The 15,834-nt window shown below is 40.2% G+C and carries 18 protein-coding genes; all 18 read left to right on the top strand.

The window, feature by feature from the left end; genetic code table 11:
* Positions 1-130: 130 nt before the first annotated feature.
* The 18 genes from ACFO3P_RS16580 (at position 131) to opp1B (ending at position 15,832) form a co-directional block, all read left to right on the top strand.
* Positions 131-529, top strand: coding sequence for a RidA family protein (locus ACFO3P_RS16580; protein WP_193064535.1), 399 nt, complete (start codon positions 131-133; stop codon positions 527-529).
* Positions 530-720: 191 nt separating this feature from the next.
* The gene (locus tag ACFO3P_RS16575) at positions 721-1,965 is read left to right on the top strand and encodes an MFS transporter (protein ID WP_289585238.1); all 1,245 of its coding nucleotides are present in this window, start codon (positions 721-723) and stop codon (positions 1,963-1,965) included.
* Between the two features lie 91 nt (positions 1,966-2,056).
* Positions 2,057-2,956 (top strand): PhzF family phenazine biosynthesis protein, encoded by a 900-nt coding sequence (locus ACFO3P_RS16570; protein ID WP_379542523.1) that lies wholly within the window; start codon positions 2,057-2,059, stop codon positions 2,954-2,956.
* A gap of 71 nt (positions 2,957-3,027) precedes the next feature.
* Positions 3,028-3,168, top strand: a complete 141-nt coding sequence (locus tag ACFO3P_RS16565) for a hypothetical protein (protein ID WP_175297046.1) — start codon at positions 3,028-3,030, stop codon at positions 3,166-3,168.
* Positions 3,169-3,182: 14 nt separating this feature from the next.
* Positions 3,183-3,830: an HAD-IA family hydrolase gene (locus ACFO3P_RS16560; RefSeq protein ID WP_289585236.1), complete on the top strand. Its 648-nt coding sequence runs from the start codon at positions 3,183-3,185 to the stop codon at positions 3,828-3,830.
* A gap of 34 nt (positions 3,831-3,864) precedes the next feature.
* Positions 3,865-4,884: a serine hydrolase domain-containing protein gene (locus tag ACFO3P_RS16555; RefSeq protein ID WP_289585235.1), complete on the top strand. Its 1,020-nt coding sequence runs from the start codon at positions 3,865-3,867 to the stop codon at positions 4,882-4,884.
* Positions 4,885-5,008: 124 nt separating this feature from the next.
* On the top strand, positions 5,009-5,881 hold the full coding sequence (locus ACFO3P_RS16550; protein ID WP_289585234.1) for a DNA-3-methyladenine glycosylase family protein: 873 nt from the start codon (positions 5,009-5,011) through the stop codon (positions 5,879-5,881).
* A 689-nt stretch (positions 5,882-6,570) separates the two neighbouring features.
* Entirely contained in the window at positions 6,571-6,873 is a 303-nt protein-coding gene (locus ACFO3P_RS16545) for an urease subunit gamma (protein ID WP_042533484.1), read from the top strand.
* An 11-nt stretch (positions 6,874-6,884) separates the two neighbouring features.
* Complete coding sequence (gene ureB, locus ACFO3P_RS16540; RefSeq protein ID WP_042533486.1) at positions 6,885-7,214, top strand: urease subunit beta; 330 nt, start codon at positions 6,885-6,887, stop codon at positions 7,212-7,214.
* The gene (ureC, locus tag ACFO3P_RS16535; protein ID WP_289585233.1) at positions 7,204-8,913 is read left to right on the top strand and encodes an urease subunit alpha; all 1,710 of its coding nucleotides are present in this window, start codon (positions 7,204-7,206) and stop codon (positions 8,911-8,913) included. Before ureB ends, ureC begins: the two co-directional genes overlap by 11 nt.
* Positions 8,914-8,924: 11 nt before the next feature.
* Entirely contained in the window at positions 8,925-9,380 is a 456-nt protein-coding gene (locus ACFO3P_RS16530; protein ID WP_042533490.1) for an urease accessory protein UreE, read from the top strand.
* Positions 9,373-10,059, top strand: a complete 687-nt coding sequence (locus ACFO3P_RS16525; RefSeq protein WP_042533492.1) for an urease accessory protein UreF — start codon at positions 9,373-9,375, stop codon at positions 10,057-10,059. Before ACFO3P_RS16530 ends, ACFO3P_RS16525 begins: the two co-directional genes overlap by 8 nt.
* 15 nt (positions 10,060-10,074) lie before the next feature.
* Complete coding sequence (gene ureG, locus ACFO3P_RS16520; RefSeq protein ID WP_042533493.1) at positions 10,075-10,686, top strand: urease accessory protein UreG; 612 nt, start codon at positions 10,075-10,077, stop codon at positions 10,684-10,686.
* Position 10,687: 1 nt separating this feature from the next.
* On the top strand, positions 10,688-11,509 hold the full coding sequence (locus tag ACFO3P_RS16515) for an urease accessory protein UreD (RefSeq protein ID WP_042533494.1): 822 nt from the start codon (positions 10,688-10,690) through the stop codon (positions 11,507-11,509).
* A gap of 15 nt (positions 11,510-11,524) precedes the next feature.
* On the top strand, positions 11,525-12,538 hold the full coding sequence (locus ACFO3P_RS16510) for an urea transporter (RefSeq protein ID WP_052485033.1): 1,014 nt from the start codon (positions 11,525-11,527) through the stop codon (positions 12,536-12,538).
* Between the two features lie 132 nt (positions 12,539-12,670).
* A complete protein-coding gene (locus ACFO3P_RS16505; protein WP_212929355.1) occupies positions 12,671-13,192 on the top strand; it encodes a GNAT family N-acetyltransferase in 522 nt (173 codons plus the stop codon).
* A gap of 60 nt (positions 13,193-13,252) precedes the next feature.
* The gene (gene nikA / locus ACFO3P_RS16500; RefSeq protein ID WP_289585232.1) at positions 13,253-14,839 is read left to right on the top strand and encodes a nickel ABC transporter substrate-binding protein; all 1,587 of its coding nucleotides are present in this window, start codon (positions 13,253-13,255) and stop codon (positions 14,837-14,839) included.
* Between the two features lie 63 nt (positions 14,840-14,902).
* Positions 14,903-15,832: a nickel/cobalt ABC transporter permease gene (gene opp1B, locus ACFO3P_RS16495; protein WP_042533498.1), complete on the top strand. Its 930-nt coding sequence runs from the start codon at positions 14,903-14,905 to the stop codon at positions 15,830-15,832.
* The last annotated feature ends 2 nt before the right edge of the window (positions 15,833-15,834 follow it).

The following is a 15,834-nucleotide window of genomic DNA, read 5'->3' as shown; positions in this document are numbered from 1 at the left end:
GGAGGGAAGACCCCGCAGAAAAAAAGCGAACTTCTTTTTTTCGAGGAGGCTGAGCTCAAGCCCACGGAAAGCGTAGTGTTTTTCTGTAGCGGTAGCTATTAATTTCAATTTATATAGAATAGCAGGAGGAATGAAAGTGATAGAATCCAGAAATCCAAAGGATGTACATAAACCATTAGCTCCGTATAGTCATCAAATCGAAGTCTCCGGAGACATACGGTGGTTAAATTTGTCGGGCCAGTTAGGGATGGATATGGAAGGCAATGTCTCAGAGGATTCCGTGGAGCAATTAAAAATGGCCTTTGAAAACATTCGCATCAATTTACAGGAAGCGGATATGGACGTAGAAAACCTGACGAAGCTTGTTTTTTATATTGTCGGGGAAATGGATGCGGATAGAAGAAGAGAAGCAATTGGCGAATTTTTAGGGGATCACCTTCCTTGTACAACGATGGTTTTTGTTGCCGGGTTAGCCGGTCCGCGATTTAAAGTAGAGATAGATGCATGGGCGTGTAAAGAAAATAAATAAGGAGCTATATAAAATGGATTGTCCAATTTAACAATCTCTCTTCATATCTGCAATTGAATTATGAAGCAGGGAGATATCTACAAAACGGAATAAGCACTATGGCGGGTAGGAATATCAGTTATACGCAGATAGGAATTTTTTCAGGCATTTCCTGGAAGCAGTGTATCTCCCTTAAAGAGGAGAGAATTAAATTGAAATCGATACTCATTAACCAAGATTTTAGACGTATGTGGGGTTCAGAGTTTCTTTCTATTTTAAATGGAAGGTTTAAAGAGCTGTTGATTCCTTTAGTTGTATTAGGTCTAACCAGTTCGCCGCTAGTTACAGCCCTTGTCGCTTTGTCCCAGCAATTGGGTACGGTTCTATTTGCCATCCCAATTGGAACATGGGTAGAAACGAAGAATAAGGTCAGAATTGCATCTTCTTGTCATTTTTTATATGGAATAGGCATTTTTATGCTCGTCTTTCTTCTGGCAACACAGAATGTCAATGCAGTAATTATTGCTTCCTTGCTGTTCGTAATGGGGTTACTTGCCTTAATCAGCAGAACAGCGTTTACTTCAATGATTCCTGCCATTGCCGGCAGAGAAAATCTGTTAAAAGCGCATACCAATATTGAAGCAGCTGATGCAATTGCTACTGTCATCGGCCCTGCGTTAGGTGGAATACTATTAGCAAAAACAGGCTCGGTATTAACGTTGCTTATTTGCGGGATTTTATCTCTTCTTTCTGCTCTGTTGATTGGTTTTATTCGTAATAAAGAAGGCTTTATAGGGACAGAGACGGAAGAGCTGCAAAAAAGTAAATGGAGCGTGTTTTTAAGAAGGTCCATCGCTGGATTGAAGATTTTAATCTCTAATCCACAACAGCTGATCAGCACAATAGCCATGGCAATATTAGCTTTCACAACGATATTTATTACATTAACTATAATCTTTTACGCTCGGATTACATTAGAGTTGTCTGAAGGGTTCATTGGTATTTTGCTATCGAGTGCTGGCGTAGGTAATATTGTTGGCATCTTTTTGATCAATAAATTCAAAAATCTAAATTGGGTGTTGCTGATGAGTTTCTTGCTGATTATCTCTGGTATAGGTATATTAATGATTACAGCAACAAACGTTTTTATTATGATGTGTTTTGGGATGGCTGTTTTTGATTGTGCGCTATCTATGGCTTTTATTGTGCAAGGTGCTATTCACCAGGGGATCACGCCAGATGAATTCTTAACAAGAGTCAGGAGCTCCACCTATGTTATTGGCGGACTATTTTCCATACTGGGAACTTTTTTAGCGGGAGCTATTCCGGAATTATTTACGGAAAAAATTGCTTTAATGATCGGGGCTTTTATTCTTTTGATGCCAGCTTGCATCTTCCTTCGTTTTGGAAAGGCTGGCGTTGCATTGAGCAAAGTAGAGCCAGTTTATAACAAATAGGAAAGTATAAACGAAGCAGCATATTAAAATTCTCGATAAGTATTTCGTTTTTCCGTCGAGAATTTTAATATGATTACGGGAGGGACATAGCATGAAATCGGTCAAAGTATATCATTATGATGCATTTAGTAAGGTGCCGAATAAAGGAAACCCTGCTGGAGTTGTTTTAAATGGGGATGAGCTGACAGATGAGCAAATGCAGGAAGTCGCATTTAAAGTAGGATTCAATGAAACGGCATTTCCAGTTAAATCAGAAACAGCAGACTTAGGGATACGTTTTTTTACACCTGGACATGAAATGAATTTATGCGGTCATGCGACCATGGCAACGGTGTATGCGTTAAAAACAAAAGGACTGTTCGGAGATAAAACAGAATTAACGATTGAAACTAAAGCAGGGATTTTACCAGTAAGGCTTGATTCTGCTCCTGAAAAGGAAAAAACGATAACAATGAACCAGGCTGCACCGGAATTTGTAGCGTTCCATGGCTCTAAAATGGATTTAGCTCATTCGATTGGGATAGAAGAATCGGATATACATGATAACTTACCAATTCTTTATGGAAGCACAGGTGCTTGGACACTGCTGATTCCAATAAATAATTTAGAAGCTTTTCGTAAAATGAAACCAGAGAATAAAGATTTTCCTGCAATTTTAAAGGAGATGCCTAAATCGTCTGTACATCCATTTTGTATTGAAACGTATGACACAGATGCGGATATGCATGCAAGGCACTTCTCTTCTCCGTTTTCAGGCACTGTAGAGGATGCAGTAACAGGAACGGCGTCCGGAGTAATGGGTGCTTATTATGCTGACTATATAAGAGAAGATAGGAAAGATGTGATGAAGCTTGTAGTGGAGCAGGGACATGAACTTGGTAAAGATGGCAGGGTAGGTGTTCAGGTATCTAAGAATGGCGAGTCATATGATATTCAAATTACCGGGAATGCTGTTTTTGTGAAAGACTTTGAGATTATGTTGGAAAATTAGAAGAATACAAGTAATGTATATTGATGAAAATATCTTACTGTGAAAGTCAAAATCAAGGAGTGATTATTCTAATGAAGGTTATAGATAACAGAGGAGAAACGCATGAGTGGACGCTAATCGCTGTTGCATTGTTATCTCTGATTACTTTCAAGAAAATAAAGAAGGTAGAAAGATATAAAAATAAATTAAAAGGGACTTTTATTCCGTATTAAAGAGGTGAGGAAGTATGAAATCGGTAATTTTTGATATGGACGGAACATTATTTCAAACAGATAAAATTTTAGAATTGTCATTAGAAGATACGTTTACCTATTTAGCTTCTTTAGGGAAATGGGGAGGCTCCATCCCAATTGATAAGTTCAGGGAAATTATGGGAGTTCCATTGCCGGTAGTATGGGAAACTTTACTGTCGAATCATTCTGTGAAGGAAAGAGAGCAAATCAATGATTATTTTCAAGATAGATTAATTGAAAATATAAAAAACGGAAAAGGTGCATTATATCCGAATGTACAGGATATTTTTGAGTTTTTATTAAAGGATGGTTATACCATATTCATCGCCAGTAATGGAGTACCAGCCTATTTAAAAGCGATTGTGGATTATTATCATTTAGATGACTGGGTTTCAGAGACTTATAGTATTGAACAAATCGAATCATTTAGTAAATCTGATTTAGTCAAAACTATTTTAACGAAATATGGAATAGAGGAAGCGGCAGTGGTTGGAGACCGGATATCAGACATTAAAGCAGCAAAAGATAATGGATTGACAGCTGTAGGATGCAGCTTTGATTTTGCGAAAGAAGAAGAGCTTTCGCAAGCAGATGTTGTGATTAATGATTTAATTGAATTAAGAAGAATGCAATTCACCTAAAAAATAACGGATATTTAACAGACAGGGGGATATAATGTTTCTTAGCTCAAAAAAGAATAAAGATTTTGTTCCTATAACAGAACATGTCCTAAATACAGCGGAAAAGGTAACCTGCTCCGGAGCTGCTGCTTTTGTAATTCACCACGATAAAGTAGTATTAGAAGACTATTTTGGAAGCCAATCAAACAAATCAGGTTCAAGAAAAGTTCAGGAAGATACCCAATTTCATGTAGCCTCTGTCAGGAAAAGCTATATCGGATTTGCTGTGGCATGTGCAGTCTATTATGGGAAAATTAAAACCATAGATGATTTGATACTGCATTATTTGCCTGGACTTAATGAAGATATATGGAAGGATACAACAATAAGGCATGTATTAACCCATACACATGGTTTACATAAAAAAGAAGATACGGTATTTCGAGAATTTCCTGCAGGAGAAAATTGGTCATATAGACAGGTTGGAATAGATGTATTAACGGAGCTCATAAAACAAACAACTGGTAAAACGGTATCTGAAATTGTTCATGAACAGGTTTTTAATCCTTTCGAATTTAATGAATCAGATTGGTACGCACAAAAACATGAGAAGCTTGTGGATGTTATCCTTGGAGATGAATCTGATAAAAATTGGAATGTTAGTGAAAGCACGGAAGGCAACAAAATGAATATGTATGTATCTGCACGTGAATTGGCATATTGGGGCTATGTCCATCTTAAGGAAGGCTATCTAAAGAGAAAACAAATGATACCGAAAGAAATAATACAGATGGCTGCAACGGTACAAAGCCCATCAACGATAGATAAAAACCTTCCGCAAAATGGCTTTTTATGGTTTGTGAAAGACTTACCGGCTGAAAAAACAGAAATTGGACAAAGCGTTCCTAAAGAATCGTATCAGATACTGGGATATACAGGAGTAACGTTATTAGTGATTCCACAGGAAAATATAGTAGCTGTACGGATGTTTAACAGCTTCGGGTCACCTGAAGGGTATGATTATTTATCGGATGTCCGATCATTTGGAGATACGGTGATGCGTTGTTTATCATGAAGAAGAACAAAAACTCCCGCTGCGTGAAGTTTCGTTATATTGGTTCCACTCCTTTTTACAACTAGACTAGAGGTTTTGACCCCCCCTATATAAAATAATAGTTCTTAGTCAGGAGGAAATCGTGTTGAGAAATGCTATTGAACTGCCAAAACAATTCAATTTTAAAGCTGCTGTTACCGATCACGGATGGTATTTACTGCCGCCTTTTCAAGCTAACGATGACAGAAGTGTTTTAAAAAGGGTAGAAGCGCTTTCAACTGGTAAAATCGTTCTGCTGCATATAACACAGAATCAAAATACATTGATGATAGAAACAGGGGGTAAGCAAACGTTAACGAGAGAAGAAAGTGAAGAGGTTGTTCGCAAGGTTAACTGGATGCTTCGTTTAGATGAGGATTTTCGTGCTTTTTATCAAATGTGCAGCGCTGACCAGAATATGCAGGAAATCGTAGCGGAAAATAAAGGAAGACTTTTACGCTCCCCAAGCATCTTTGAAGATATTGTAAAGACGATTTTCACAACCAATACGACCTGGAGCCGGACCATTGCCATGACAACGAATTTTGTGAATCATTTAGGAGAAAGATACTCGAATGAGTCGGAATTATTTACTTTTCCTGCACCAGAAGCAGTTTTAAAAAAAGATAAAACCTTTTTAAATAAAAGCATCAAATTAGGCTATCGAAGTGATTATATTTATGATCTTGCATTAAACATATGTAATGGTGTATATGACTTAGAGGAACTTACCAATCCAGAAATGCCGACTGAAGATGTCGTTCACAAGCTGAAAGAAATTAGAGGCGTCGGACCTTATGCACTCAGCATTATTTTAATGTTATTAGGAAGATACGACTTTTTGCCAGTAGACAGCGAATTTAAAAAGCATGTAAAAAATAAATATTTCGCTGGTGAACTTCCACCTAAATCACAATTGCAGCAGCTATATAAAGAATGGGGAGAGTTTAAGTTTTTGGCTTATTGGTTTGATAAGTGATATGAAAATGCCGGGAATAATGGAATGGGGAGTATAATCGATTATGTTCACTTCACGCCCGGTCTTATTTCAAAGTATAATTTTTATCTTAGAAAACTGTCTGTAAAACTCCCGTCAAAATCAAACGTAAAAATAAATTTATTCAGGCGTGGAATCAGATGAGCTAACTTCCTAAATCACTTAGGCTAACGCAATGAGAGAAAAACAGCAGACTAAGTTCGCAATCTCCTGGGGCTGCGATTACTCACCCCATCGAAAACATTTGTGCGTTGAAAACTCCCACTGAATGAAGTTGCGTTTTATATGCTTCATCATAAATTTTTTCATAACGATTTAATAAATAAACCAGATTCTATTGCGAAATAAGCAATATAGAATCTGGTTTATTTTTGTAGATATATCAGTGTGTTTGTACCTTCCGTAGAAATTATTCAAAACCAATTTAGTTAAAAGACTTGCATTTTTATAAAATAACTCTTATGATAATTAACATAACTTTATATGTTAGGTAATATAACATATAAAGTTGTTCGAAAAATTAATATAAATTGTTGAAGCTGGCTATGTAATCTATTCTTCAATGCTGGATTAGAAATACCAGTTTGCATCCCAATAATTATCGAACTATTGGGAATAACGAGATGATTTTTTAAATGATGTATCATCATGTAAATCAAGGAGGGAAGCTGATGAATCTGTTGCCAAGAGAAACGGATAAGCTGATGGTTGTTGTTGCTGCTGACCTTGCAAGGAGAAGAAAGGACAGAGGTTTAAAATTAAACCATCCGGAAAGTGTTGCACTGATTACTTATGAATTAATGGAAGGCGCAAGAGATGGCAAAAGTGTTGCTGAATTAATGCGCTTTGGCACAACCATACTTACGGAGGAAGACGTCATGGAAGGGGTACCTGAAATGATTAAGGATGTTCAGGTAGAAGCAACGTTTCCAGATGGAACAAAGCTGATAACTGTGCATCAGCCAATTAAATAGGAGGGATTTTGATGGTACCTGGAGAAGTGCTGCCGAAAGAAGGAACGATAGAAATTAACCAAGGAAGAGATACAACGAAAGTAACCGTCATTAATTTAGGAGACCGTCCAGTACAGGTTGGATCACATTTTCACTTCTATGAAATCAACACACAGATACAGTTTGACAGGGATATCGCTTTTGGAAAAAGGTTGAACATTCCAGCAGGAACTGCCGTCCGTCTGGAGCCAGGGGATGAAAAGACGGTGGAGCTGGTGGACTTTGCCGGAGAGAAAAAGATATATGGGTTTAATAATATGACAGATGGAAGTGTCGGGAAGGAGAAAGTAAATGGCTTATAATATTCCCAGAAAACAGTATGAGGAAATGTACGGACCTACAACGGGTGATCGAGTGAGGTTAGCTGACACGAATCTCATCATTGAAATTGAAAGGGATTATACCTCGTATGGGGATGAAGTTGTTTTTGGCGGAGGAAAAGTCATACGGGATGGCATGGGTCAAAATCCGCTTGCTTTAAATGATGAAGCTGCAGATACGGTATTGACAAATGCAATTATATTGGACTACACAGGGATTTATAAAGCGGATATCGGCATTAAAGACGGTAAAATATGCGGAATCGGCAAGAGTGGTAATGCGCTGGTGATGGATGACGTCGATATTACCATCGGTGCAGCGACTGATATTATCGGAGCGGAAGGTAAAATTGTGACTGCTGGCGGGATTGATGCCCATGTTCATTTTATTTCACCGCAGCAGATTGAAACGGCGCTTGCATCTGGTTTAACAACATTGATTGGCGGCGGTACAGGACCATCTTCCGGTTCAAAAGCAACAACCGTTACGCCGGGGAAATGGAATATTCATAAGATGCTGGAGGCTGCAGAAGACTATCCGGTGAACATTGGATATACAGGGAAAGGACAGGCTGCTTCGATGGATCCGTTGGCAGAGCAAATCGAAGCCGGAGCAATCGGTTTAAAAGTACATGAGGATTGGGGAGCGACTGCTTCTGCGATTGACCATGCGTTGACAGTTGCGGATAAATACGATGTACAGGTGGCGCTGCATGCAGATACCTTAAACGAAGGCGGATTTGTTGAAAATACAATGGCAGCACTGAAAGACCGCGTCATTCATATGTATCATACAGAGGGTGCAGGCGGCGGACATGCTCCGGATATCATTAAGTCAGCACAATATCCAAACGTGATTCCTTCTTCTACCAATCCGACCATGCCTTATACGGTCAACACGATTGAAGAGCATGTCGATATGCTGATGGTTTGCCATCACTTAAGTCCGTCGATACCGGAGGATGTAGCGTTTGCTGACTCTCGTATCCGCAAAGAAACAATTGCTGCTGAGGATGTTCTGCATGATATGGGTGTACTCAGCATTATCAGTTCCGACTCACAGGCAATGGGGCGGATTGGCGAGGTTATTTTAAGAACTTGGCAGACAGCGGATAAAATGAAAAAACAGCTCGGTATACTTGAGGGAGATACAGAAACTGCAGATAATAATAGAGTAAAACGTTATGTTGCAAAATATACGATTAACCCGGCGATTACCCATGGTATTTCCGAGTATGTCGGGTCGGTAGAGGCTGGGAAATATGCTGATTTAGTTGTTTGGCCAACGGAATTTTTCGGTGTGAAACCAGAATTGATTGTAAAAGGCGGCTCGATTATTGAAAGTGTGATGGGAGATGCCAATGCATCGATTCCAACACCACAGCCGGTTATTTATCGCCAGATGTTTGCAGCGCATGGGAAAGCAGTGCAACGAACATCCTTAACATTTGTATCCACTGCAGCCTATGAAAAGGGGATAAAGGAAGAGCTGGGTTTAGAGAAAACGGTATTGCCTGTAAAGAACATTCGTAATCTGACGAAGAAAGATATGAAGCTGAATGATAAGACACCAACCATTGACGTGGATCCGGAAACATATGAAGTAAAAGTGGACGGTGAAGCCATAACCTGTGAACCGCTGAAAGAGGTGGCGATGGGGCAACGATACTTTTTATTTTGAGGTGATGACCAATGCTGGTTGAAAAAATTGAGATGAATATAAATGATATAGAAGAAGCAGAGCTTGCAAAGCTGCATAAAGAAAAGGTTTACCTGGATAGTGCCGATTTGCTGAAGCGTATTTTACGGGTGAAAACAGACCATGGAAAAGATATTGGTATTTCCTTAAAAGAAAGACAGGCCCTGACAAAGGGTGACGTTTTATATAAAGATACATCCAATATTATTTTTATTGATGTCTATCAGGACGACGTGATTGTTATCCGCCCTAAAGATATTCATGAAATGGGCGTCATTGCGCACCAATTAGGAAACCGTCATCTTCCTGCACAATTTGAAGCGGATAATATGATTGTCCAATATGATTATCTTGTAGAAGAATTGCTGAAACAGCTAGACATTTCTTATCAGCGGGAAGAGCGCAAATTAAAAGAAGCGTTTAAACATATAGGGCATAGCCATGACTAATTCATTGCTCACCTTTGTTCAGTTATGCGATTCAAACTTCCCTATTGGCGGTTTCAGCCATTCATTTGGACTGGAAACCTATATTCAAGAAGATGTTGTGAAGGACAGGATCTCATTTCAAGAATGGCTGGATACGTATTTCAGGGAACAGGTGAAATATACAGAAGGGCTTGCTTTTCAACTTGTATGCGAGGCGCTGTGTGAAAATGATTTGGAGCGGATTTGGCATATGGACCGGCTGCTTTATGTCCAGAACCTTCCAAAGGAAACAAGGGAAGGAAATACCCAAATGGGAGTCCGGATGCTGAAGCTGGCAGAAAGTCTGTTTGAATACGGAATACTTGCAAATTATCTAAAACGAATAAAGCAAGGGAAATCATTCGGGCACAGCGCCATTGTCTTTGCAGTTATTGCGCATTATCACAGGATACAACCTCGGGAGGGACTTGGGTTTTATTTATATTCCCTGGTTTCCAACCTGGTACAGAATGCAGTAAGAGCTATTCCGCTGGGGCAGACAGACGGGCAGAAGATATTGCTGGAGAGTCAGCAATTAATAAACAGTGTCGCGGAAGAAATAGCTGCTTTAACGATAGCGGATTTTGGGATTGTTTCGCCCGGTCTGGAAATTTCACAAATGAAGCATGAGCATGTAAAAGTAAGGATATTTATGTCTTAGAAGGGAGATTTGGAGATGGAACCGATTCGAGTAGGTATTGGCGGTCCAGTAGGGGCTGGAAAAACAGAGTTAGTAGAGAAAATAACAAGACAATTAAATAATGAAATGGACATGGCGGTTATTACGAATGATATTTATACCAAAGAAGACGCTAAAATTTTAATGAAAAATGGTGTGCTGGAGGATGACCGGATTATTGGTGTGGAAACGGGCGGGTGCCCGCATACCGCTATCAGAGAAGATGCCTCCATGAATTTTGCTGCTATCGATAAATTAATAGAACGTTTTCCCGACGTAGAATTGATCTTCATTGAAAGCGGCGGGGACAATCTGGCAGCGACATTCAGTCCGGAGCTTGTTGACTTTTCTATTTATATCATTGATGTAGCCCAGGGAGAGAAAATTCCCCGTAAAGGCGGGCAGGGCATGATTAAGTCGGATTTATTTATTATTAATAAAACGGATTTGGCGCCATATGTTGGAGCGGACTTAGATATCATGGCAAGAGATACGAAAGAATTTCGAGGAGATAAACCCTTTATTTTTACGAATTTGAAAAATAATGAAGGATTGGACGAAGTAATTGATTGGCTGAAAGATAATGTACTGCTTCGAGGGATCGTCTAAGATGCAGAAGGAATGGACCGGAGAGCTTCAGCTTGAATTAACGGAGAAGAAGAATAAAACGGTCCCTGCGGATGTATATTTCCGAGGTGCCTTCAAAGTGATGCGTCCAATCTATTTAGACGATTCCGGGCAATTAACCTATTATCTATTAAATCCTGGAGGCGGCTATTTATCTGGAGATACATATTCCATGGATATTAGGGTGAATGAAAATGCCCGGGCAATTTTGACAACGCAATCTGCAACCAAAGTATATAAATCCCCAGGAGAGCCTGCGTATCAGTATGGGAAGTTTACCTTGAAATCGAACAGTCTGCTGGAGTATATCCCTGATCCGCTGATCGTTTATCGGGAAGGGTCGTATAAACAGCTCAACCAATTTTATGTAGATAATACCTCGACATTGATTTGCTCTGATATTATTACACCTGGATGGTCACCAACCGGAAAGCAATTCAGTTATGACAAGGTAGATTTGCAAAATGAAGTGTTTATCCATAAGGAATTAGGCGTTTTTGACCGCGTTGTAACGGAACCGGCTAAAAATAATCCTTCTGTGTTTGGAAGAATGGAAGGGTATAGTCATTTAGGCTCCATGATGGTTATTAGTCCTTATATGACAGATGAAGTAATTGAAAATATCTATGATATGATGGAGCAGAAGGACGTGAACTTCGGTATCTCGAGGTGTCCGGTCCCGGGGTTTTCTTTGAGAATATTGGCCAACCAGACGCAAATCATCGAAGAGATACTGCAAATGTGCCATGGGTATTTACGAGAAGTATGGTTTGGCATGTCTCCTGTATTTTTACGGAAATATTAAAAGAGTTTAAAAACGGTGGGGAAGACAAGCGGGATATCTGAGAGCAGCTTTAGAGATGTTCGAAAGCTTGCTTCCCCGGCCTTTGGAAAGGTAGTTAAGATGGAGCGACAAATTTCTGGAAAATATTATTTGATCAGTACGCTGCACAGTTTTTCCCAAGTAATCCTGCTGGCGAATTGGAAAACAGGACTTTTCATTTTTTTGGGCATTCTTGTTGTTTCCTGGCAATTTGCCGTAGTATCCTTATTAAGTGTGATAATAGCGAATGTTATAGGCTATGTGCTCACGAAGAATAGAAGTTTTATAGAGGATGGATTAATGGGCTATAACGCGGTGTTAAGCTGTTTAGCTATTCTCATTTTTTTGGATGGGCCGTATCTGTGGCTGCTTGCTTTTGCAGGAACTGGATTATCCGCATTAGCAACCGTAGCTTTAAATAATTATTTTGTGCGTATTCCGGTTCTCACTTTTCCATTCATTATTACATCATGGCTGATATTTTTATTTCCTTATAAATTAGATTTATTCATAATGAGTGATCAGCTTATACCGCAGAATCTAATGCATTGGGAGTATATTGAAGGAAGCGGAATGGACTGGATTACCGCATTTTTTAAAAGCATCAGTGAAATCTTTCTATTGGATTCTGTGTGGGCGGGAGCGCTGATCCTGGCAGGAATTCTGATTGCCGGGATCAGAGTGAGCGCGAGCACCATTATATCCGCTGTCGCTGCCTTAGCTTTTGCTTACATATTAGGGGCAGAAAATGATCAGATGCAGCTTGGGCTGTATGGATACAATGCGATTTTGACGGCCATAGCAGTGGGCCATACATTCAATGCCAAGGGGGCGAAAGGTATGTTTGTGTACGGTCTGATAGGAGCACTATTGACGGTTCCGATTTCTGCGAGCTTATCTATTCTGCTTATCCCATACGGCCTGCCTGTATTAACCATTCCATTTGTAATCATTACATGGCTGCTGTTGAGCGCATCAAATTCTATCTTAAAACCGGGAAATAGAGTATAATAGAAAATGAATTTTTATGATGAAGCGTTGTTGCAGGGCAACATCAATAGAGAAACGAGTTGATGTTGCCTGCAGCTATGAAGAGAGAACAACATGAAGGAATCAATCAGAGCAAGGAGACGCTGATAGGAAATGTCTATACAAACACCTGTAAAATATCGTGTGAAACAGGTTGAACAAAAGGACGCTGCGCAGGTAGTGGATTTTATGGCAACGATTCGAAAAGAAGTATTTCCGATGTTGGATCATCAGCAATTACCGCCGGATATGCTTCATTTTTATGCACATTATATAGATAGAAGGGATGCGGCGTTATTTGCAGCTTTAAGTGAAGCGGGCAATGTGCTTGGTACAATTGGTTATTTGCCCTATGACAATCGATTTGACGAGCTGCAGCAATTTTACGCGCAAACGAAGACCACGGAATTGGTAAGATGCTATATAGATCCGGCATATAGACGTTTAGGAATTGGCACTGCCCTCTATCAAACGGCTTTAAAGTCGATTCAAACAGCAGGATACGAGAAGGTTTATCTGCATTCTCATCCATTTCTGCCTGGCGGTATTCCCTTCTGGAAAGCGCTGGGCTTTGAAGAAAGACTGGCTGAGTCAGATCCAGTCTGGAAAACACTGCATATGGATAAGGTCTTATAGTATTCCTTTTGCGTGAGCTGCTTCATCAGGCATGACACCAAGAATAATAGGAGTAATAAAATGAGAAAAATAAATATAGGGCTGCTTTCCGTATTGTTTTTGTTTTTATTGGCAAGCTGCAGCAATTCGGAAAATGATAAAGCAGCTAAAGATGAAATCGTATATGCCAGCTCGAAGGATATCCGCGATATTAATCCGCATTTATACAGCGGGGAAATGGCAGCCCAGAATATGGTGTTTGAATCACTGGTCAAGAATACGGAAGACGGTGTAGAGCCTTGGCTGGCGGAGAGCTGGGATATCTCAGAGGATGGGCTGGAATATACCTTTCATTTAAGAGAGGATGTTACCTTTTCTGACGGAGAAAAGTTCAACGCAGAGGCGGTAAAACAGAATATGGATGCCATCATGGATAATGAAGAACGTCATGCTTGGCTGGATTTAGTCAATTTGATTGACGAAAATGTGGTAGTGGATGAATTTACGTATAAGCTTGTGTTAAAGCATCCGTATTATCCGACGTTAACGGAATTGGGACTTACCCGCCCGTTTCGTTTTTTATCTCCCAATGACTTTGTGGATGGAACGACAAAGGATGGCATCAGCGGTTATTCGGGAACAGGGCCGTGGGTTTTATCAGAACATAAAGAGAATCAGGAGGCTGTGTTCACTGCCAACGAAGAATATTGGGGAGAACAGCCTAAAGTGAATGCAGTAAGATGGAAGGTGATGCCGGATCATCAGACCATTCTGCTTGCCCTTGAAAAAGGAGAGGTCGATCTGATTTTTGGATCCGATGGAGATATGATTGACCTGGACTCTTTCTCCGCGCTGGAAGAGCAGGGAGAGTACGTAACCGAAATGAGTGAGCCGGTCGCTTCCAGAGCGATTTTATTGAACTCCAATCGTCCCATCACTGGCGAAATCGAGGTAAGAGAAGCGCTGCAATATGCGGTTGATAAACAATCGATTGCGGATGGTATCTTAAATGGATCAGAATCTGTTGCGCCGACCTTGCTTGCATCGACAGTTCCTTACAGCGACCTTGGACTGGAGGAAAGGAAATATGATCCGGATAAAGCTAATAATCTGCTCGATGATGCCGGCTGGGAGTTGAATAGTGATGATGGATATCGTTATAAAGATGGCGAGAAATTAGAGCTTAACCTGTATTATAATTCGGATAATGCACAGGAAAAGACGATCAGTGAATATATTCAGTCTGATTTGCGGGAGATAGGTGTGGAGCTGCATATCACTGGAGAGCAGAAGCAGGCGTTTTTAGACAGACAAAAATCAGGAGAATTTGATTTGCAATATTCCTTGTCATGGGGAACGCCTTATGACCCGCAATCTTACCTGTCCTCCTGGAGAATCCCGGCGCATGGCGATTATCAGGCGCAGACAGGGCTGGACAAGAAAGCGTGGCTGGACGAAACAATTACCGATTTGATGATTGAGCATGATGAGGAGAATAGAGAAGCGATGTATGCGGAAGTGTTATCGTATATCCATGATGAAGCAGTATACATCCCGCTCACATACTCACGTACAAAAGCAGTCCATCGACCAGAACTGCAGGGTGTCACGTTTAATGTCTCTCAATATGAAGTTCCATTTGAAAACATGTATTTTGATACAGAGTAAATTAAAAAAGCGGATGAAGGTCCGCTTTTTTGGTTCTTTAATGTAAGAATGTAGGTGGAGTAAATGAAGCGTTATATTACGAAAAGAATCATAAGCATCATTCCCTTATTAATAGGAATATCCTTTTTGGCGTTTATTCTCATTAATCTGAGCGAAAGTGATCCGGCGGAAGTCGCGCTGCGGGTAAATGAAATCACACCGACAGAAACAGCTGTTGCAGAGATGCGCGAGGAGCTGGGCCTCGATAAACCATTTTTTGAAAGATATATTACATGGGTGACCAGCAGTATCAAAGGTGACTTCGGAAACAGCTTTGTTAATAATAAACCGGTGATCGAAGAAATCGGGCAGGCATTGCCAGCTACGCTGATGCTTGCGTTGGTTGCCTTCGTAATGATTGTTTTTATCAGCGTCTCTGCCTCCATTCTATGTACGATTTATGAAGGAAGCATCATTGATCGGACCATTAGAGGCTTTGTCTTTATTGCAGAGGCCATGCCCGGTTATTGGATCGGGCTTTTGCTGATATGGTTTTTCTCGATTAAATTAAATCTGCTGCCGACAAGCGGGATGAGCTCTTGGACATCTGTTATTCTGCCGGCAGTAACGTTAGCTTTTGCTTATATTTCCACCTATGTGAGATTGATTCGAAATAATATGGTGCAAAACAAAAACGAGAATTTTGTACTTTATGCAAAAGCCCGCGGGATGAAAGAGGGTATTATTTTAAAGCGTATTTTCAAAAACTCTCTTCAGTCTGCTATTACAGCACTGGGCATGTCGATTCCCAAATTAATTGCAGGCACTGTCATTGTCGAGAATATCTTTGCCTGGCCGGGGATAGGCAGGCTGAGTGTGACAGCGATATTCAATTATGATTATCCCGTTATCCAAGCGTATGTCTTTCTGATGGCGGTTTTATTTGTCATCTGTAACTTACTGGTAGATATTGTTACTGCCATATTCGATCCAAGAATGAGAAAAGAGGTATAATC

Source organism: Oceanobacillus aidingensis (genome assembly GCF_042654105.1).
Taxonomy (GTDB): domain Bacteria; phylum Bacillota; class Bacilli; order Bacillales; family Amphibacillaceae; genus Oceanobacillus; species Oceanobacillus oncorhynchi.
The sequence above is the reverse complement of the archived record's forward strand: the minus strand, read 5'-3'. Positions and strand labels throughout refer to the sequence as shown.